This window comes from Glutamicibacter sp. BW80 (assembly GCF_002332385.1).
Taxonomy (GTDB): Bacteria; Actinomycetota; Actinomycetes; order Actinomycetales; family Micrococcaceae; genus Glutamicibacter.
Window position 1 is genome coordinate 39,741 of record NZ_NRGV01000016.1, and the last position, 16,135, is coordinate 55,875.

The 16,135-nt window shown below is 58.3% G+C and carries 22 protein-coding genes and 1 pseudogene; 1 reads left to right on the top strand and 22 read right to left on the bottom strand.

Annotated features, from left to right (window positions below):
- Positions 1 to 115: 115 nt before the first annotated feature.
- The 4 genes from glmM to truA form a co-directional block, all read right to left on the bottom strand.
- Positions 116 to 1,462: a phosphoglucosamine mutase gene (gene glmM / locus CIK76_RS03800; protein WP_096283776.1), complete on the bottom strand. Its 1,347-nt coding sequence runs from the start codon at positions 1,460 to 1,462 to the stop codon at positions 116 to 118.
- Positions 1,463 to 1,624: 162 nt separating this feature from the next.
- Positions 1,625 to 2,125, bottom strand: coding sequence for a 30S ribosomal protein S9 (rpsI, locus tag CIK76_RS03805; RefSeq protein WP_096283623.1), 501 nt, complete (start codon positions 2,123 to 2,125; stop codon positions 1,625 to 1,627).
- Positions 2,126 to 2,163: 38 nt separating this feature from the next.
- Positions 2,164 to 2,607 (bottom strand): 50S ribosomal protein L13, encoded by a 444-nt coding sequence (rplM, locus tag CIK76_RS03810; protein ID WP_096283625.1) that lies wholly within the window; start codon positions 2,605 to 2,607, stop codon positions 2,164 to 2,166.
- Between the two features lie 309 nt (positions 2,608 to 2,916).
- Complete coding sequence (gene truA, locus CIK76_RS03815) at positions 2,917 to 3,852, bottom strand: tRNA pseudouridine(38-40) synthase TruA (RefSeq protein ID WP_096283627.1); 936 nt, start codon at positions 3,850 to 3,852, stop codon at positions 2,917 to 2,919.
- Between the two features lie 81 nt (positions 3,853 to 3,933).
- Between truA and CIK76_RS03820 the strand changes: the two genes are divergently transcribed.
- Positions 3,934 to 4,815 (top strand): hypothetical protein, encoded by an 882-nt coding sequence (locus tag CIK76_RS03820; RefSeq protein ID WP_141393451.1) that lies wholly within the window; start codon positions 3,934 to 3,936, stop codon positions 4,813 to 4,815.
- Positions 4,816 to 5,625: 810 nt separating this feature from the next.
- On the opposite strand, the pseudogene rplQ reads toward CIK76_RS03820, so the two are convergent.
- From rplQ to rplN, 18 genes and pseudogenes are all read right to left on the bottom strand, one after another.
- Positions 5,626 to 6,039 (bottom strand): annotated as a pseudogene (rplQ, locus tag CIK76_RS03830) (50S ribosomal protein L17); the annotation flags it as partial.
- Positions 6,040 to 6,123: 84 nt separating this feature from the next.
- Positions 6,124 to 7,128 carry a DNA-directed RNA polymerase subunit alpha gene (locus CIK76_RS03835; RefSeq protein WP_096283635.1) on the bottom strand — a complete coding sequence of 335 codons (1,005 nt, stop codon included), beginning with the start codon at positions 7,126 to 7,128 and terminating at the stop codon, positions 6,124 to 6,126.
- A 167-nt stretch (positions 7,129 to 7,295) separates the two neighbouring features.
- The gene (rpsK, locus tag CIK76_RS03840; RefSeq protein ID WP_096283637.1) at positions 7,296 to 7,697 is read right to left on the bottom strand and encodes a 30S ribosomal protein S11; all 402 of its coding nucleotides are present in this window, start codon (positions 7,695 to 7,697) and stop codon (positions 7,296 to 7,298) included.
- A gap of 43 nt (positions 7,698 to 7,740) precedes the next feature.
- Entirely contained in the window at positions 7,741 to 8,115 is a 375-nt protein-coding gene (rpsM, locus tag CIK76_RS03845) for a 30S ribosomal protein S13 (RefSeq protein ID WP_096283639.1), read from the bottom strand.
- A gap of 145 nt (positions 8,116 to 8,260) precedes the next feature.
- Positions 8,261 to 8,374, bottom strand: a complete 114-nt coding sequence (gene rpmJ / locus CIK76_RS03850; RefSeq protein ID WP_013349661.1) for a 50S ribosomal protein L36 — start codon at positions 8,372 to 8,374, stop codon at positions 8,261 to 8,263.
- A gap of 135 nt (positions 8,375 to 8,509) precedes the next feature.
- Complete coding sequence (gene infA, locus CIK76_RS03855; protein ID WP_096256877.1) at positions 8,510 to 8,731, bottom strand: translation initiation factor IF-1; 222 nt, start codon at positions 8,729 to 8,731, stop codon at positions 8,510 to 8,512.
- Between the two features lie 207 nt (positions 8,732 to 8,938).
- Positions 8,939 to 9,769 carry a type I methionyl aminopeptidase gene (map, locus tag CIK76_RS03860; protein WP_096283778.1) on the bottom strand — a complete coding sequence of 277 codons (831 nt, stop codon included), beginning with the start codon at positions 9,767 to 9,769 and terminating at the stop codon, positions 8,939 to 8,941.
- Positions 9,770 to 9,904: 135 nt separating this feature from the next.
- Complete coding sequence (locus CIK76_RS03865) at positions 9,905 to 10,477, bottom strand: adenylate kinase (RefSeq protein ID WP_096283641.1); 573 nt, start codon at positions 10,475 to 10,477, stop codon at positions 9,905 to 9,907.
- On the bottom strand, positions 10,474 to 11,778 hold the full coding sequence (gene secY / locus CIK76_RS03870; protein WP_096283643.1) for a preprotein translocase subunit SecY: 1,305 nt from the start codon (positions 11,776 to 11,778) through the stop codon (positions 10,474 to 10,476). The genes CIK76_RS03865 and secY overlap by 4 nt, the downstream gene beginning before the upstream one ends.
- A 254-nt stretch (positions 11,779 to 12,032) precedes the next feature.
- Positions 12,033 to 12,485, bottom strand: a complete 453-nt coding sequence (gene rplO, locus CIK76_RS03875) for a 50S ribosomal protein L15 (protein ID WP_096283645.1) — start codon at positions 12,483 to 12,485, stop codon at positions 12,033 to 12,035.
- 2 nt (positions 12,486 to 12,487) lie between these two features.
- Positions 12,488 to 12,694, bottom strand: a complete 207-nt coding sequence (gene rpmD, locus CIK76_RS03880; RefSeq protein WP_096283647.1) for a 50S ribosomal protein L30 — start codon at positions 12,692 to 12,694, stop codon at positions 12,488 to 12,490.
- A gap of 3 nt (positions 12,695 to 12,697) precedes the next feature.
- Positions 12,698 to 13,378: a 30S ribosomal protein S5 gene (rpsE, locus tag CIK76_RS03885; protein ID WP_176484079.1), complete on the bottom strand. Its 681-nt coding sequence runs from the start codon at positions 13,376 to 13,378 to the stop codon at positions 12,698 to 12,700.
- A 29-nt stretch (positions 13,379 to 13,407) separates the two neighbouring features.
- On the bottom strand, positions 13,408 to 13,779 hold the full coding sequence (rplR, locus tag CIK76_RS03890) for a 50S ribosomal protein L18 (RefSeq protein WP_096283652.1): 372 nt from the start codon (positions 13,777 to 13,779) through the stop codon (positions 13,408 to 13,410).
- Between the two features lie 2 nt (positions 13,780 to 13,781).
- The gene (gene rplF, locus CIK76_RS03895; RefSeq protein WP_096283654.1) at positions 13,782 to 14,318 is read right to left on the bottom strand and encodes a 50S ribosomal protein L6; all 537 of its coding nucleotides are present in this window, start codon (positions 14,316 to 14,318) and stop codon (positions 13,782 to 13,784) included.
- 20 nt (positions 14,319 to 14,338) lie between these two features.
- The gene (rpsH, locus tag CIK76_RS03900; protein WP_096283656.1) at positions 14,339 to 14,737 is read right to left on the bottom strand and encodes a 30S ribosomal protein S8; all 399 of its coding nucleotides are present in this window, start codon (positions 14,735 to 14,737) and stop codon (positions 14,339 to 14,341) included.
- A 57-nt stretch (positions 14,738 to 14,794) separates the two neighbouring features.
- A complete protein-coding gene (gene rplE / locus CIK76_RS03905) occupies positions 14,795 to 15,364 on the bottom strand; it encodes a 50S ribosomal protein L5 (protein WP_096283658.1) in 570 nt (189 codons plus the stop codon).
- Positions 15,364 to 15,708 (bottom strand): 50S ribosomal protein L24, encoded by a 345-nt coding sequence (rplX, locus tag CIK76_RS03910; protein WP_096256888.1) that lies wholly within the window; start codon positions 15,706 to 15,708, stop codon positions 15,364 to 15,366. The genes rplE and rplX overlap by 1 nt, the downstream gene beginning before the upstream one ends.
- A 2-nt stretch (positions 15,709 to 15,710) precedes the next feature.
- Positions 15,711 to 16,079 carry a 50S ribosomal protein L14 gene (rplN, locus tag CIK76_RS03915; RefSeq protein WP_096283660.1) on the bottom strand — a complete coding sequence of 123 codons (369 nt, stop codon included), beginning with the start codon at positions 16,077 to 16,079 and terminating at the stop codon, positions 15,711 to 15,713.
- Positions 16,080 to 16,135: the final 56 nt, after the last annotated feature.

The following is a 16,135-nucleotide window of genomic DNA, read 5'->3' on the forward strand; positions in this document are numbered from 1 at the left end:
CCCCAGATATCTAACCCAATAACTACTAGTTAGCATGCCACACCCCCGCACCATGATCCCTGCGGGAACGCGGTACGGGGGTGTGAGTTTTCTTGATGTTTACTGGGTGGTTGCCTTAAAGCGCCAGGTGCGTTGCCACGGCGCCGGCCAGCAGCTCCGCTTCGAGCTGGGCCTGGTCCTGAGTGGCGGCCTCGACCATCACGCGCACCACTGGCTCGGTGCCCGAGGGGCGCAAGAGCACCCGTCCGGTGGAACCCAGGCGGGCCTCGGTCCCGGCGATCTCATTGAGCAGCGGTTCGCACTCGGCAACCCCTGCCTTGTCCACGCCGCGCACATTGATCAGCACCTGCGGCAGCACGGTGAGCACGGAGGCAAGCTCCTTGAGGGTCTTGCCGGTGGCCTTCACACGGGCTGCCAGCAGCAGGCCGGTCAGCACGCCGTCACCGGTGGTGGCGTACTTGCTGAAGATGACATGGCCGGACTGCTCGCCGCCCAGCGAGTAGTTGCCTTCGCGCATGCCTTCGAGCACGTAGCGGTCTCCGACACCGGTCTGCTTGAGCGTGATGCCGGCTTCTTCCATGGCGATCTTCAAACCGAGATTGCTCATCACGGTGGCCACCAGGGTGTCATCCACCAGTTCGCCGCGGGCCTTCAGGTCGATGGCCATCACGGCCATGATCTGATCCCCGTCAACGACGGTGCCCTCGTGGTCCACCGCGAGGCAGCGGTCCGCGTCGCCGTCGTGTGCGATGCCCAGGTCCGCACCGTGCTCGAGCACGGCGGCCTGGAGCTTTTCCAGGTGGGTGGAGCCGTAGCCGTCATTGATGTTGATGCCATCTGGCTCGGCGCCGATGACAATGACCTCTGCGCCGGCATTCTTGAATACCTCTGGCGAGCAGCCCGAAGCCGCGCCGTGGGCGCAGTCCAAGACCACCTTGACGCCTTCGAGGCGGTTTGGCATAGCCGCCAGCAGGTGCATGATGTAGCGGTCCTCGGCGTCGGAGAAACGCGAGATCCGTCCTACGGCGCCGCCGGTAGGGCGCGGGTTCGGCATGTCCAGGCAGGCTTCGATCGCGTCTTCCAACGCGTCGTCCAGCTTCTTGCCTCCCCGGGCCAGGAACTTGATGCCGTTATCCGGCGCGGCATTATGCGAGGCGGAGATCATCACGCCGAAGTCGGCGTTGAGATCACCGACCAGGAATGCGGCGGCCGGAGTCGGCAACGTGCCCGCATCCTTAACGTCAACACCGGAAGCGGCCAGACCAGCCTCGATCGCGGCGGAGAGGAAGTCGCCGCTGATACGCGGATCCTTCGCCACCACGGCAACCGGCTTGCGTCCGTCTTCCGACTGACTTAAACCAAGAACCACCGAAGCTGCTTGCGCTAGATCCAGCGCCAGCTCGGGGGTTAACAACTCGTTTGCTTTTCCTCGGACCCCATCGGTCCCAAATAACCTTGCCATCATCGTCAATCATAAGCCCTGCGCATCGATTTACCCGTGCACATGTGAGCTTTGGAACGCTATGTGAGAAAACTTTAATGGCCAAGAGGTCACAAAGGGGCTTTAAACGGCCAAAGGCCCGCATCCGAAGATGCGGGCCTTTGGGAAACCTGTGGGTAAGGTTTAGCGCTTCGAGAACTGCGAAGCCTTGCGGGCCTTCTTGAGACCAGCCTTCTTGCGCTCGATGACGCGTGCGTCACGAGTCAAGTAGCCGGCCTTCTTCAGCGCCGCGCGGTTTGCATCGCGATCGATCTCGTTCAGCGAGCGGGCAATGCCAAGACGCAATGCGCCGGCCTGGCCGGAGATGCCGCCACCGTGGATACGGGCGATAACATCGTATGCGCCTTCTAGACCCAGAACCTTGAATGGCTCGTTAACATCCTGCTGGTGCAGCTTGTTAGGGAAGAAGTTTTCCAGGGTGCGGCCGTTGACGACCCAGTTGCCCGAGCCTGGGATCAGGCGAACGCGGGCAATAGCCTGCTTGCGGCGGCCTACTGCGCCACCTGGAACGGTTAGTGGAGCGCGCTCGGTGTCGGCTACGACGGTCGATGCAGCGGTCTCGGTGGTGTAAGTCGAAGGGGTTTCGCCTTCGAATTCGGTGGTCTCTTCAGCGTTCTCAGCCACGATAATCTCCTATTAAGTCTTTGTTCTCGGGGCCAGTACTACTGAGCGACCTGGCTGATTTCCAGTACCTTTGGAGCCTGAGCAGCGTGTGGGTGCTCGGCGTCGCGGTATACCTTCAGCTTGGACAGCTGAGCGTCGGAAAGCTTGTTCTTTGGCAGCATGCCCTTGATGGCCTTCTCGACGGCCAGAACTGGGTTCTTCTCAAGGAGCTCGGCGTAGTTAACGCTCTTCAGACCGCCCGGGAAGCCCGAGTGACGGTAGGCGCGCTTGTCCTTCAGCTTCTTACCGGTCAGGGCGACCTTCTCGGCGTTGATGATGATGACATGGTCGCCCATGTCCATGTGAGCTGCGAAGGTTGGCTTATGCTTGCCGCGCAGCAGGGTTGCGGCCTGGACGGCGAGACGGCCGAGTACTACGTCGGTGGCGTCAATGACAAACCACTGACGAGTCTGGTCAGCCGGCTTAGGGGTGTACGTACGCACAGTAATTGCCTTACGTTGATTCGTTTCTGGTCAAACAGTCGCAGGTATCGAGGCGTGAGATCCTCCAGTGACGAGCACTGTCGTGTTGTTCTTGTGCTTAGACCAGTACGTCAGGTGAGGACTGATGATGACCGGCCGTCCATATATTGTTCGCACACCCAGCAGACCAGCGACTATGCAACTAAGCCGTCACGCTTGGGCGTGTAGTGTCGAACGTGGACATACACAACTCATAAAAGTTTAGCCGATTAACACTCAGACGACCAAAACAAAGGTGCCTCTAGGTGAGCAATGACACCCGAAGGGTCATTAATCGAGGTCTTTTAATGAATCCTTCTGCGAAACGTCGCGTCTTGCCCTGGTGAGTGCCGCTCGCTCGGCGAGCTCGTGGTCATCAGGATAGTAGACCTCTTCGAGCACCAACGCGTGCGGATGAGCCAGAATCGACTTCGAATCGCGCACCATCAGCGCCAGGCGTTCGGCCAGAAAACCAGGCTCTTCCCTGCCGCTGGCCACACGCAGCGCCGCCCCGATCAGCGAACGCACCATATTGTGGCAAAACGCGTCGGCCTTCAAATGCACCATGATGTTCCCATCCTCGGCACGGCTGAATTCGAACTCCTGCAGCGTGCGGATGGTGGTGGCCCGCGGGCGCGGCTTGCAGTAGGAGAGGAAGTCGTGGCGTCCGAGGACCGACCGGGCCTCGGCGTTCAACAGGTCGATGTTGATGTCTTCGCGGTACCACATGGTCAGCTGCCGGCTCAGTGGATCCCAGCGGTGGATGCCGTCGGCAATCCGGTAGGAGTAGCGACGGGCCAAGGCGGAGAAACGTGCGTCGAAACCCTCGGCGGCCTTGGCCACTTCATGGACCCACACGGCCTTATCTTGGCGGCCCAAGAGGCCATTGATGCGGCGCAGAAGCGCCGGGCCCGGTAACAGATCCGAATTGCGCGGCAGCGCCAGGTATTCTTCCTCGGTCAGATCGAAGTGGACTACCTGCCGGCGCGCGTGCACCCCGGCATCGGTGCGTCCGGCGACGACCACCCGGACCAGGCGGCGGATCAGGGTTTCCAGTGCCTCTTCGACCAGCTGCTGCACACCGACGACATTGGGCTGCCGCGCCCAGCCGTTGTAGGCTGCGCCGTCGTAGCCAAGCACCATGCGCATGCGGATCAGCGCCGGGGACGAACTAGTACCCAGAGCGGTGGTACCGAATGGATCAATGATCTCTGACTGCGAATTCATGCTTTCAATTATCCCTTGGAACAAGAGTGAATCGCGAACCGAAGCCCCAACCGCAGCTGGACATGCTCTTTCTACCGCATTTTGACCTGCCCGCAGCACTGCGATCCGCGCGCTCTGCAGTCCTCCAGCCAAGTGCCGCAGGGAGCGAATGAACCTGTTCGGCAGGCAGGGCATGCCAAGACGCCCCCGCATATCGATTCCGTTCACTGCGGAACATTGCTGCCGCACGCTTGTGGTCGTAATTCACGACTTAATCGCCGCAGCCGTCATCAGTCCACGATGCTCGCGTTCCGTCGTCCACATGGCAGGGTTTACCTATTTATCCACGGTTGGATACGGCGTATCATCATGACTATGAGCGGCGCGATGAACTACATCCGGAAGGATCTGGAGTCGACGGTACAGATCTTCTTGGACAAACACGGTGGCAGCATGGCACCCCGAGATTTCTTGCGCGTAGTTTCGGATGTGTCAGATAGCATCAGCGAACCGTTGACCGAGGGCGAACGTAATTTCCTGCTGGAGAACACAGACCTGTCAGAGGCCGATTTAAGCCCTGAAGGACGGCTGAAGTCCGATTTGATCGTCCTAGACGCCCAAGCAAAATCACTGGATCTGGTGGAGAAATCCGCCTACACCACCGCTGAAGTTGCGCGGATCGTTGGTCGGGACGAGGCGAATGTGCGCCGCGCGAAAGCAAAGGGTGACTATTTCGCGCTAGCTCGAAGTGAAGGGAAACAATCCCTGTTCCCGAAATGGCAGTTCACCAGCGAGGGCGTGGTCCCCGGACTGCGGGAACTGATTCCCGCTTTCCCGCGTTTCTATCACCCGCTGGCGATCGAAACCGTAATGACCCAATCCAATGAGGACTATCTCGGAGGGCGCTCCCCTGCGGATTGGCTTATTACCGGTGGTGCACTTGAAGCCGTACTGGAATTGGTTTCTCATTTGGAATTCGAGTGACTGCCAAGGCACCGAAGAATCCTCGCAAGCCACCTGTGCCGCCCACCCGGCTCCCCCATGATTTGAGGATTTGGCAAGGACCTCTGTGGAGAATACACACAAGTTCCGGAGCCTTCGGCGCACCATGGAACAACCTGCGCGAGTACGGTCCAATCAAGGCTTTCAGATGGGAGCCTCATCCTCTCCCGGTAAATGTTCATCCCGGGCTTGGAGTCTCCTACACAACTCCTAGTTACGTCACCGCTTTTGCCGAGGTCTTTCAGACAGCTCGCGCGATTTCCTTCGACAAGAGCCGAACACTCTCCGCGTGGTCGCCGATACGCCCACTTCATCTCCTTGATTTGACTACATCTACGTGGCTACTGAGACATCGGTCCTCGGCTTCCTTGAATGGACAGCCCAAGAATGTTTGCCGAGCGTGGGCTAAGGAGATCAACCTGCAGCTTGGCGCTGACATTGACGGCATCTACGTGAATTCAACGATGGTTGGTATGCCCATGGTGGTTCTCTTTTCGCGCGCGCGTACCGCTTTCCCGATGGCACCCGCTTTTTCCCGGAACCTGACCCACATTGATGTGTTGACCATGGCGCGCAAAGCCTCGGTACAACTGGGGTGGCCTATCGTCTGAATGAACGCCGCGGACAGGCACCACGTCCGGACCGAATGATTTGCCGGGCTTCGTTGCGTTAAATAGTTATCCCCGGACATTCCTTGCGGATTGTCCGGGGATAACTTGACCGTTTTACCGGTGAAGATTCACAAGCTTAAGCTTAGGCTTCTTCGGTGGTAGCTTCGGTTGCCTTCTCGGTAGCCTGGGTGGCTTCCTTGACGACTGCCTGCTTTGGCGAAACCGGTTCCATTACCAGTTCGATAACAGCCATAGGGGCGTTGTCGCCCTTGCGGTTACCAATCTTGGTGATGCGGGTGTAGCCACCCTGGCGATCGGCCATAGCAGGTGCGATGTTCGCGAACAGCTCGTGAACGATCGACTTGTTGGTGCGCGAGCGCGAAGCGATAACCGACTGGACGCGACGACGCGAGGCCAGATCTCCACGCTTTGCGAAGGTGATCAGGCGCTCTGCGTGGGGACGCAGACGCTTGGCGCGGGTCAGGGTGGTGGTGATCTTCTTGTTCTCGAAGAGCTGTGCGGACATGTTAGCGAAGATCAATCGCTCATGTGCTGCACTGCCGCCGAGACGCGGACCCTTAGTAGGGGTAGGCATGGTAGTTCTCCTAGATGAATGACCGAGTCCGCCGGTATGTGACCGGCAGGTCGGGTGAAGTAGTGTGTCGCGAGACTAAGGTCTTTACAGGCCTTCGTCGTAGACGTCGTCGCCATCTTCGATGGCACTACGAGCGGCAAGGTCGAACCCTGGAGGGGAATCCTTCAGTGCTAGACCCAGTTCAACAAGCTTGGCCTTGACTTCGTCAATGGACTTCGCACCGAAGTTACGGATGTCCATCAGGTCGGCCTCGGAGCGAGTTACGAGTTCACCCACGGAGTGGATGCCCTCACGCTTCAAGCAGTTGTACGAGCGAACGGTCAGTTCCAGATCCTCGATCGGCAGCGCCATGTCTGCAGCCAAAGCTGCATCCGTTGGCGATGGGCCGATTTCGATACCTTCGGCTGCGGTGTTCAGTTCGCGGAACAAACCGAACAGCTCAACCAGCGTGGTACCTGCGGATGCAACAGCATCGCGCGGGGTGATCGACGGCTTTGCTTCAACGTCAACGATCAAGCGATCGAAGTCGGTGCGCTGCTCAACACGGGTAGCTTCCACGCGGAAGGTCACCTTCAGCACCGGCGAGTAGATCGAATCAACTGGGATTCGACCGATCTCGGTGTCGGCACTCTTGTTCTGAGCAGCTGACACATAGCCACGGCCACGCTCGATGGTCAGTTCCAAATCGAACTTGCCATTGGCGTTCAAGGTAGCGATGTGCAGCTCAGGGTTGTGGAACTCTACACCCGCTGGTGGGGTGATATCCGCTGCGGTGACGACGCCTGGGCCCTGCTTGCGCAGGTAGGCGACGACCGGCTCGTCGTGCTCGGAAGAGACCGACAGGTTCTTGATGTTAAGAACCAGTTCGGTGACGTCTTCCTTGACACCGGCTACGGTAGAGAACTCGTGCAATACACCGTCGAGTCGAACACTGGTGACAGCTGCACCAGGGATCGAGGACAACAGGGTACGGCGGAGTGAGTTGCCTAGGGTGTAACCAAAGCCTGGCTCCAACGGTTCAATGATGAACCGGGAGCGATTCTCGGAAACTACTTCTTCGGTCAGGGTTGGGCGCTGCGTAATGAGCACTTACATTTCCTTTCAGCGAGCGTCCGCTATATGACGCCTCACGGGGGTGGAAACGACGGTAGCCTGTTGGCCGTTCGTCTGTTGCAGGCATGAGAGTCCAAGAACGTCACCGACCCATTCGTCAAGAATGGCTCGGTGACTTCTTTAGGCTCAGCCTAGCGAATCAATTAGACGCGGCGACGCTTTGATGGGCGGCAACCGTTGTGGGCACTTGGGGAAACATCCTGGATGGATCCAACCTCAAGGCCAGCAGCCTGCAGCGAACGGATCGCGGTTTCGCGTCCCGAGCCCGGGCCCTTGACGAAAACGTCAACCTTGCGCATGCCGTGCTCCTGCGCGCGCTTAGCGGCAGATTCAGCGGCCATCTGAGCAGCGTATGGGGTCGACTTACGCGAGCCCTTCATGCCTACCTCGCCGGCCGAAGCCCACGAGATAACAGCACCGGACGGATCGGTAATCGATACGATGGTGTTGTTGAAGGTGCTCTTGATATGCGCCTGTCCCTGCGCGATATTCTTTTTGTCCTTGCGACGCGGCTTACGTACCGCTCCACGAGTCTTTGGGGGCATTTCTTCTCCTACGAAAAAAGTATTTGAACTAGACCGCTAAGATTTAGCGAGTCTTCTTCTTACCTGCGACGGTACGCTTCGGGCCCTTGCGGGTACGAGCGTTGGTCTTGGTGCGCTGACCGTGGACCGGCAGGCCCTTACGGTGACGAATACCTTCGTAGGATCCGATCTCGACCTTGCGGCGGATGTCAGCCTGAACCTCGCGGCGCAGGTCACCTTCTACCTTGTAAGTGCCTTCGACGAAGTCACGCAGCTGAACGAGGTCAGCGTCGCTGAGATCCTTAACGCGCGTGTCCGGGTTGGTCCCGGTCGCTGCGATGATCTCTTCTGCACGGGTCTTGCCCACGCCGTAGATGTAAGTCAGCGCGATAATTACGCGCTTTTCGCGTGGAATGTCCACGCCTGCTAAACGAGCCAAGTGGCTACCTTTCAACCAACGGAGGTCTGGAGCAGTACCGCCCAGGATATCTCCTGGCCCCGGCCTCCGAACCCGGGGGTGTGCATCGATACTTCGATGCGGTACTGCCTATATGACTACGCGTGGGAAATTCCGAAGAACGGAATTAGCCCTGACGCTGCTTGTGGCGTGGATTCTCGCAGATCACCATGACCACGCCATTACGACGGATCACCTTGCATTTATCGCAGATCGGCTTCACGCTAGGGTTAACCTTCAAGGCTTTGTCCTTTTGCGGTTGCAGTTATTGAGTGGAGCAGTGAATAAGCAGTTCGTCCCAGGGACATTCCTCAGACGGGCGTTCGAACGATCTCTCGTTCAACGTCCGTCAGGCTAATGTCTATGGACTGCAGATTTACTTGTAGCGGTAAACGATACGGCCTCGGTTGAGGTCGTATGGGCTCATTTCAACCTGCACTCGATCCTCTGGGAGGATACGAATGTAGTGCTGACGCATCTTACCCGAGATAGTGGCGAGCACCACGTGACCGTTTGGCAGCTCTACGCGAAACATCGCGTTCGGCAGCGCTTCGGATACGGAGCCCTCTACCTGGATGACGCCTTCCTTCTTGCCCATTTTCCCCGCTAACTTTTGTTGTTGACGATTTTCCATCAACAAGTAATTGGTTCTGGCTGTTTACGACCTCACCGAACCCTAAGAGTTTTAGGCTCAGTCAAATAGACAACCAAAAATTAAGAATACGCCATTGGCAGACTCTAGGACAAATCCAAGGACGCACTTAAACTGTTAGCTCCGGCACGCAGGGCGTGCCGGAGCCAGAACTTAAGGCTTGATCGGCGAGGGAGTCACGCCGAATGGCGCCAATCCCGCTTCGCCGCCATCATGTGCGGTGAGTACCCAGATGCCGCCCATGTGGATGGCTACGGTGTGCTCCCACTGCGAGGCGTTCGCCTTGTCATCGGTGACTACCGTCCAGTCATCTTCCAGCACCGAGGTCGCGATCTTGCCGCGCACCAGCATAGGTTCGATGGCCAGCGCCATGCCCGGCTTGATCCGCGATCCGCGGTGGCCGGTGTTGTAGTTCAGCACATCCGGGGCCATGTGCATGGCCGAGCCGATGCCGTGGCCGCAGTACTCCTCCAAGATGCCCAGCGGGGCGCCCGGCTGGGAGCTGACGAAGTCGTCGATCGCTTCGCCGATCTGCCCGATGTACCGCGCCTTGGAGAAGGCGGCGATGCCGGCCCACATGGCCTGCTCGGTGATCTCGCTCAAGCGCTGGTCCGCCGGGTCCACCTTGCCGATGAGCAGGGTGCGTGCGGAGTCCGAATGCCAGCCATCGATGATCGCGCCGCCATCGACCTTCAGCACGTCCCCGTCCTTCAGCTCGTACTCGCTGGGGAAGCCGTGGACGACCTCGTGGTTGACCGAGGCGCAGATGTTCGCCGGGAAACCGTGGTAGCCGAGGAAGTTGCTGGTGGCGCCGTGGCGTTCGAGCACCTTCGCGAAGGCCGCATCGACCTGCTTGGTGGTGACCCCCGGACGGGCGGTGGCGCTGGCCTCATCGAGTGCTTCGGCGAGCACCAGTCCGGCCTCGCGCATCATCAAAATCTGCGAATTGGTTTTGTACTCAATTCGTGGCTGACCTAGAGCCAATGTCATGCCCCTTAATTCTTTTGGGTCTCAGAACCCGAGTAAGCGTTTGGATATGTGTTGCTGAACCACGCAGGGACCGTGCCACGGCCCTCAGAGGCTGTTCGCGGCACGGTCCCTACGTGTAAGTGGAAATGCTTAGGCGGTAACGTTCAACGCCGAGAGCACACGCTCGGTGACCTCGTCGATGGCGCCAATGCCATCGACCTTGCGCACGATGCCGCGCTCTTCGTAGCGATCTACCACGATGCGGGTCTCTTCGTTGTACAGACCCAGGCGGTGGCGGATGACCTCTTCGGTGTCATCGGCGCGGCCTTCGATCTCAGCACGCTTGAGCAGGCGCGCTACCAGCTCTTCGTCATCGGCGGTCAGCTGCAGCACTGCATCGAGCTCGACGCCCTGAGCGGCAAGCATGGCATCCAGGGCATCAACCTGCGCGCTGGTGCGTGGGTAGCCATCGAGCAGGAAGCCGTTGGCGACATCTTCCTGGCCCAGTCGATCTTCAACCATGTTGTTGGTGACCGAGTCCGGCACGAAGTTGCCGGCGTCGATGTACTTCTTCGCCTCGACACCCAGTGGGGTGCCGCCCTTGACGTTGGCGCGGAAGATATCACCGGTGGAGATCGCGACGATTTCCAGACGCTCGGAAATCTTCACTGCTTGGGTGCCTTTGCCGGCACCCGGTGGACCAATAATTAACAGTCGACTCATCGCAGTAGCCCTTCATAGTTTCGTTGCTGCATTTGAGCATTGATTTGCTTGACGGTTTCCAGACCCACACCAACCATGATGAGGATCGAGGTGCCGCCAAATGGGAAGTTTTGGTCTGCGTTGAACAGCACGAAGGCGATCAGCGGGATCAACGCGACGAACGCCAGATACAGGGCGCCCGCGAAGGTGATTCGGGAAATCACGAACTGCAGATACTCGGCCGTTGGCTTGCCGGCGCGAATGCCCGGAATGAAGCCGCCGTACTTCTTCATATTGTCCGAGACTTCAATCGGGTTGAAGGTAATCGCTACATAGAAGTAGGTGAAGCCGATGATCAGCAGGGTGTAGACGAGCATGTACCACGGCGAAGAGGACGCCGAGTGCTCCTGCAGCCACATCGCCCATTCCGGCAGGGTACCGTCATCGTTCTGGTTGAACGAGACGATCATCTGCGGCAGGGCGAGGATCGAGCTGGCGAAGATCACCGGGATCACGTTCGCCATATTGACCTTCAGCGGAATGTAGGTGGAAGTTCCACCCACGGTGCGCCGCCCAATGGTGCGCTTGGCGTACTGCACCGGAACACGTCGCTGGGACTGCTCCACGAACACGACCAGCGCGATCACCAGGAAGCCGACGGCGATGACACCGATGAAGGTGCCCCAACCCTGGGACTGCGCGATGGCGCCCATGGCGGCCGGGAAGCCCGAAGCGATCGAGATGAAGATCAGGATGGACATGCCGTTGCCGATACCGCGTTCGGTGATCAATTCGCCCATCCACATGATCAGGCCGGTGCCTGCGGTCAGTGCGAAGATCATCAGCAGAATCACGATAATCGAGTCATCGGGAATCAGCGGCAGGGTGCAGCTCGGGAACAGTCCGCCGGTACGCGCCAGAGTGATCAGCGTGGTGCCCTGCAAGAGCGCCAACGCGATGGTCAGGTAGCGGGTGTACTGGGTCAGCTTGCCTTGGCCGGCTTGGCCTTCCTTGTGCAGTGCTTCGAAGTGCGGGATCACCACACGCAGTAGCTGCACAATAATGGCCGCCGTAATGTACGGCATGATACCCATGGCAAAGATCGAAACTTGCAACAGGGCGCCGCCGCTGAAGAGGTTTACGAACTGATAAAGACCACCGGTGGTTGAACCCAATGCCAGACACTGCTGAACGTTGCTGTAATCCACGCCCGGGGCCGGAATAAAAACGCCGACTCGATAGATCGCAATGATCCCGAGGGTGAAAAGCAGTTTGTTGCGCAGGTCAGGCGTCCGAAAAACTCGGGCTATGGCGCTGAACAAGCGTCCTCCTGAAGTATGTGCTTGAGTCTAGGTAAAGACTCTTGCTATGACCTAATGATTCTAGCCGTCTTATGTACTATCTCGCCAAATACGCCACACAGCTACAACCCCATTTTTTCGCAGTGGTTGCGGAAATACGGTGGTTTACTTGGGATTCTACAGCGTAATACTACGAGTAACGCGAGATAAGAAAATCCCCGGTGAGCTTGTCTAAACAAGCTCACCGGGGATTTAGCTATAGCGCAAACCCTGAATTAGAGGGTTTCTGCCTGGCCGCCAGCAGCAGCAATCTTTTCGGTTGCGGAAGCCGAGAAAGCGTTAACCTTCACGTCAACCTTGACCGTAAGGTCGCCGGTGCCCAGCACCTTGACAGGCTGGTTCTTACGAACAGCGCCCTTGGCAACGAGTGCCTCGACGGTAACTTCGCCGCCTTCTGGGAACAATTCCGAGATCTTGTCCAGGTTTACAACCTGGAACTCGACGCGGAATGGGTTCTTGAAGCCACGCAGCTTTGGCAGACGCATGTGCAGTGGAAGCTGTCCACCTGCGAAACCTGCCTTGATCTGGTAACGAGCCTTCGTACCCTTGGTACCACGGCCTGCAGTCTTACCCTTGGATGCCTCGCCACGACCCACGCGGGTCTTGGCGGTCTTGGCACCCTGAGCTGGACGCAGGTGGTGAACCTTAAGTGCTTTTTCTTCAGCCATCTTTACTTCGCCTCCTCAACCTTCAACAGGTGTGGAACCTTGTTGACCATACCTACGGTCACAGGGTCAGCGGAGCGGACAACGGTGTGTCCGATGCGCTTCAGACCCAGCGAGCGAACGATGTCGCGCTGAACCTGGCTACCACCAATGATGGACTTAATCTGGGTGATTTCCAGCGTGGCATCGCCTGGAACAATGTTCTTAGCCATTGATTAAGCACCTGCCTTCTGGGTCTGGATGTGACGCAACATTGCTGCTGGTGCAACCTCGTCCAGCGGAAGACCGCGGCGAGCTGCAACTGCTGCAGGCTCTTCGAGACCCTTCAGCGCTGCAATGGTGCCCTTCACGATGTTGATCTGGTTGCTTGAACCCATCGACTTCGAAAGGATGTCCTGGATACCAGCGCATTCCAATACCGCACGCACCGGACCGCCGGCGATAACGCCGGTACCCGGAGCAGCTGGACGGAGCAAGACGACGCCAGCGGCGGCCTCGCCCTTGACCAGGTGCGGGATGGTGCCGCCAACGCGTGGAACGCGGAAGAAGGACTTCTTGGCTTCTTCAACGCCCTTGGCGATAGCTGCTGGAACTTCCTTGGCCTTACCGTAGCCAACGCCAACCATTCCGTTGCCGTCGCCCACGACGACAAGTGCGGTGAAGCTAAAGCGACGACCACCCTTGACGACCTTGGATACGCGGTTGATAGCTACAACGCGCTCAAGGAACTTGTCCTTGTCGTCATTGCGGCTGTCCTTCGAATCGCGGCCTCGGCCACGACCCTCGCCACGGCCACGGCCTTCTCCACCACGGCCACGACCCTCGCCGCGAGCGGCGCCGGTCTTCTCCGTGGCAGGAGCTGCAGTAGTCGAGGCTGCTTCAGTAGCTTCAGACACCTGAGTTTCCTTCTTGTTAGTAGCTTCGCTCACAGTGCCAGCCCACCTTCACGTGCGCCGTCGGCAATGGCTGCCACGCGACCGTGGTAGCGGTTACCGCCGCGGTCGAAGACAACTGCTTCGATGCCTGCAGCCTTGGCGCGCTCTGCGACGAGCTCACCAACGCGCTTGGACTTTGCGGTCTTGTCGGCATCGCTTGCGCGAAGATCTGCTTCCATGGTCGAAGCGCTGGCCAGGGTCAGACCCTGTGAGTCGTCCACGATCTGTACGAACATGTGACGAGCCGAACGGTTGATGACCAAGCGTGGGCGTACCGAGGTACCAACGATGCGCTTGCGCACACGCAGGTGGCGACGACCGCGTGAAGCGGACCTGCTCTTGCCCTTGATTCCGATAGCCATAATTATTTACCAGCCTTTCCGACCTTGCGGCGGATGATCTCGCCAGCGTAGCGAATGCCCTTGCCCTTGTAAGGCTCGGTCTTGCGCAGCTTGCGGATGTTAGCGGCAACTTCACCGACGTGCTGCTTGTCAATACCAGCGATGGTGATTTTGTTGTTGCCCTCGACGGTAAAGGTGATGCCGTCAGGAGCCGTGACGCTAACTGGGTGCGAGTAGCCGAGAGCGAACTCCAGGCCGGCGCCCTTAGCGACAACACGGTAACCGGTACCGTGGATTTCCAGCTTCTTTTCGTATCCGTCGGTCACACCGATGATCAGGTTATTGATCAGGGTGCGGCTCAAGCCGTGCAACGAACGCGCATCGCGCGAATCGTTCGGGCGGGATACGGTAACGGTGTTCTCATCCTTGGCAACGGTGATAGGAGCCGAGATGGTGACCGAAAGCTCACCCTTCGGGCCCTTTGCGGTGACCTGCTGGCCATCCACATTCAGCTCAACGTTTGCCGGGACGGTGATCGGAAGACGTCCAATACGTGACATTGTATGTTTCTCCCTTCCCGTTACCAGACGTAGGCGAGGACTTCCCCACCTACGCCCTTCTTTGCAGCCTGACGGTCAGTAAGCAGACCGGAGGAGGTGGACAGGATTGCGATACCAAGACCACCGAGCACGTGAGGCAGGTTGGTGGACTTTGCGTATACACGCAAGCCTGGCTTGGAGATACGGCGTACGCCAGCGATTGAACGCTCACGCGATGGGCCGTACTTCAGGGTGATGGTCAGCGTCTTGCCGACTTCTGCTGCTTCTTCCTCGAAGGAGGCAATGTAGCCCTGATCCTTCAAGATGTTGGCAATGCGCACTTTGAGCTTGCTCGACGGCATCGACACGGAGTCGTGGTGTGCCGAGTTGGCGTTGCGCAGTCGAGTCAGCATATCTGCGACTGGATCTGTCATAGACATGTGGGCTTCAGCCCTTCCTCGTTACGGTTTCCGCTAGGGACCTGTAACGTAGCGAGTTTAGTTGTTGGTCTTGAACGGGAAGCCCAGAGCCTTGAGCAAGGCACGGCCTTCATCGTCAGTCTTGGCGGTGGTCACCACAGTGATGTCCATACCGCGCACGCGATCGATCTTGTCCTGGTTGATTTCGTGGAACATCGACTGTTCGGTCAGACCGAAAGTGTAGTTGCCATTGCCATCAAACTGGCGGTCGCTCAGACCGCGGAAGTCGCGGATACGAGGCAGTGCCAAGGTGATCAAGCGATCGACGAATTCCCACATGCGATCGTTACGCAAGGTGGTGTGGGTACCAATCGGCATGCCTTCGCGCAGCTTGAACTGTGCGATCGACTTGCGAGCCTTGGTGACCACTGGCTTCTGACCGGTAATTGCGGTCAGATCGCGCACGGCGCCTTCGATGAGCTTCGAGTCCTTAGCGGCCTCGCCGACACCCATGTTCACGACGACCTTGGTCAGGGTTGGTACCTGCATCGGGTTGACGTAGCTGAACTGCTCCTGCAATGCAGGGCGGATGTCTGCGGCGTACTTTGCCTTCAGACGTGGCTGGATCTTGGTGGCTGTCTCAGTCATTACAGATCCTTTCCGGAAGCCTTGGCGTAACGGACGCGCACAGTCTTGGACACACCGTTCTTCTCGACGGTTTCCTCGCGGAAACCAACGCGGGTTGGCTTCTTGGTCTCTGGGTCAACCACTGCAACGTTGGAAACGTGCACTGGAGCCTCGACAACCTCGATGCCACCGGACGTGGTTCCGTTTTCGGACTGTCCAGCCTTGGTGTGCTTGGTGACGCGGTTAACGCCCTCAACCAGAACGCGCGAAGTGGCGGTGATGACAGTCAGGACCTTGCCCTGCTTGCCACGCTCTTTGCCTGAGATGATCTGAACCAGATCACCCTTTTTGATCTTTGCACCCATGCTTACAGCACCTCCGGAGCCAACGAAACGATCTTCATGAACTTCTTGTCACGAAGTTCGCGACCCACTGGACCGAAAATACGGGTTCCGCGGGGCTCACCTTCGTTCTTCAAGATCACAGCAGCGTTCTCGTCGAACTTGATGTAGGAACCGTCTGCACGACGGATTTCCTTCTTGGTGCGAACAACGACAGCCTTGACGACGTCGCCCTTCTTCACGTTGCCGCCTGGAATTGCATCCTTGACGGTAGCGACAATAGTGTCGCCAATGCTTGCGTAGCGACGCTTCGAGCCACCGAGCACGTTGATGGTAAGGATTTCCTTAGCACCAGTGTTATCGGCAACTTTTAGTCGCGACTCTTTCTGAATCACTTCTTACTCCTGTCGTCTCGCTGGTTCTCTCTGGGAGCCTTGCGGAACGGATATGG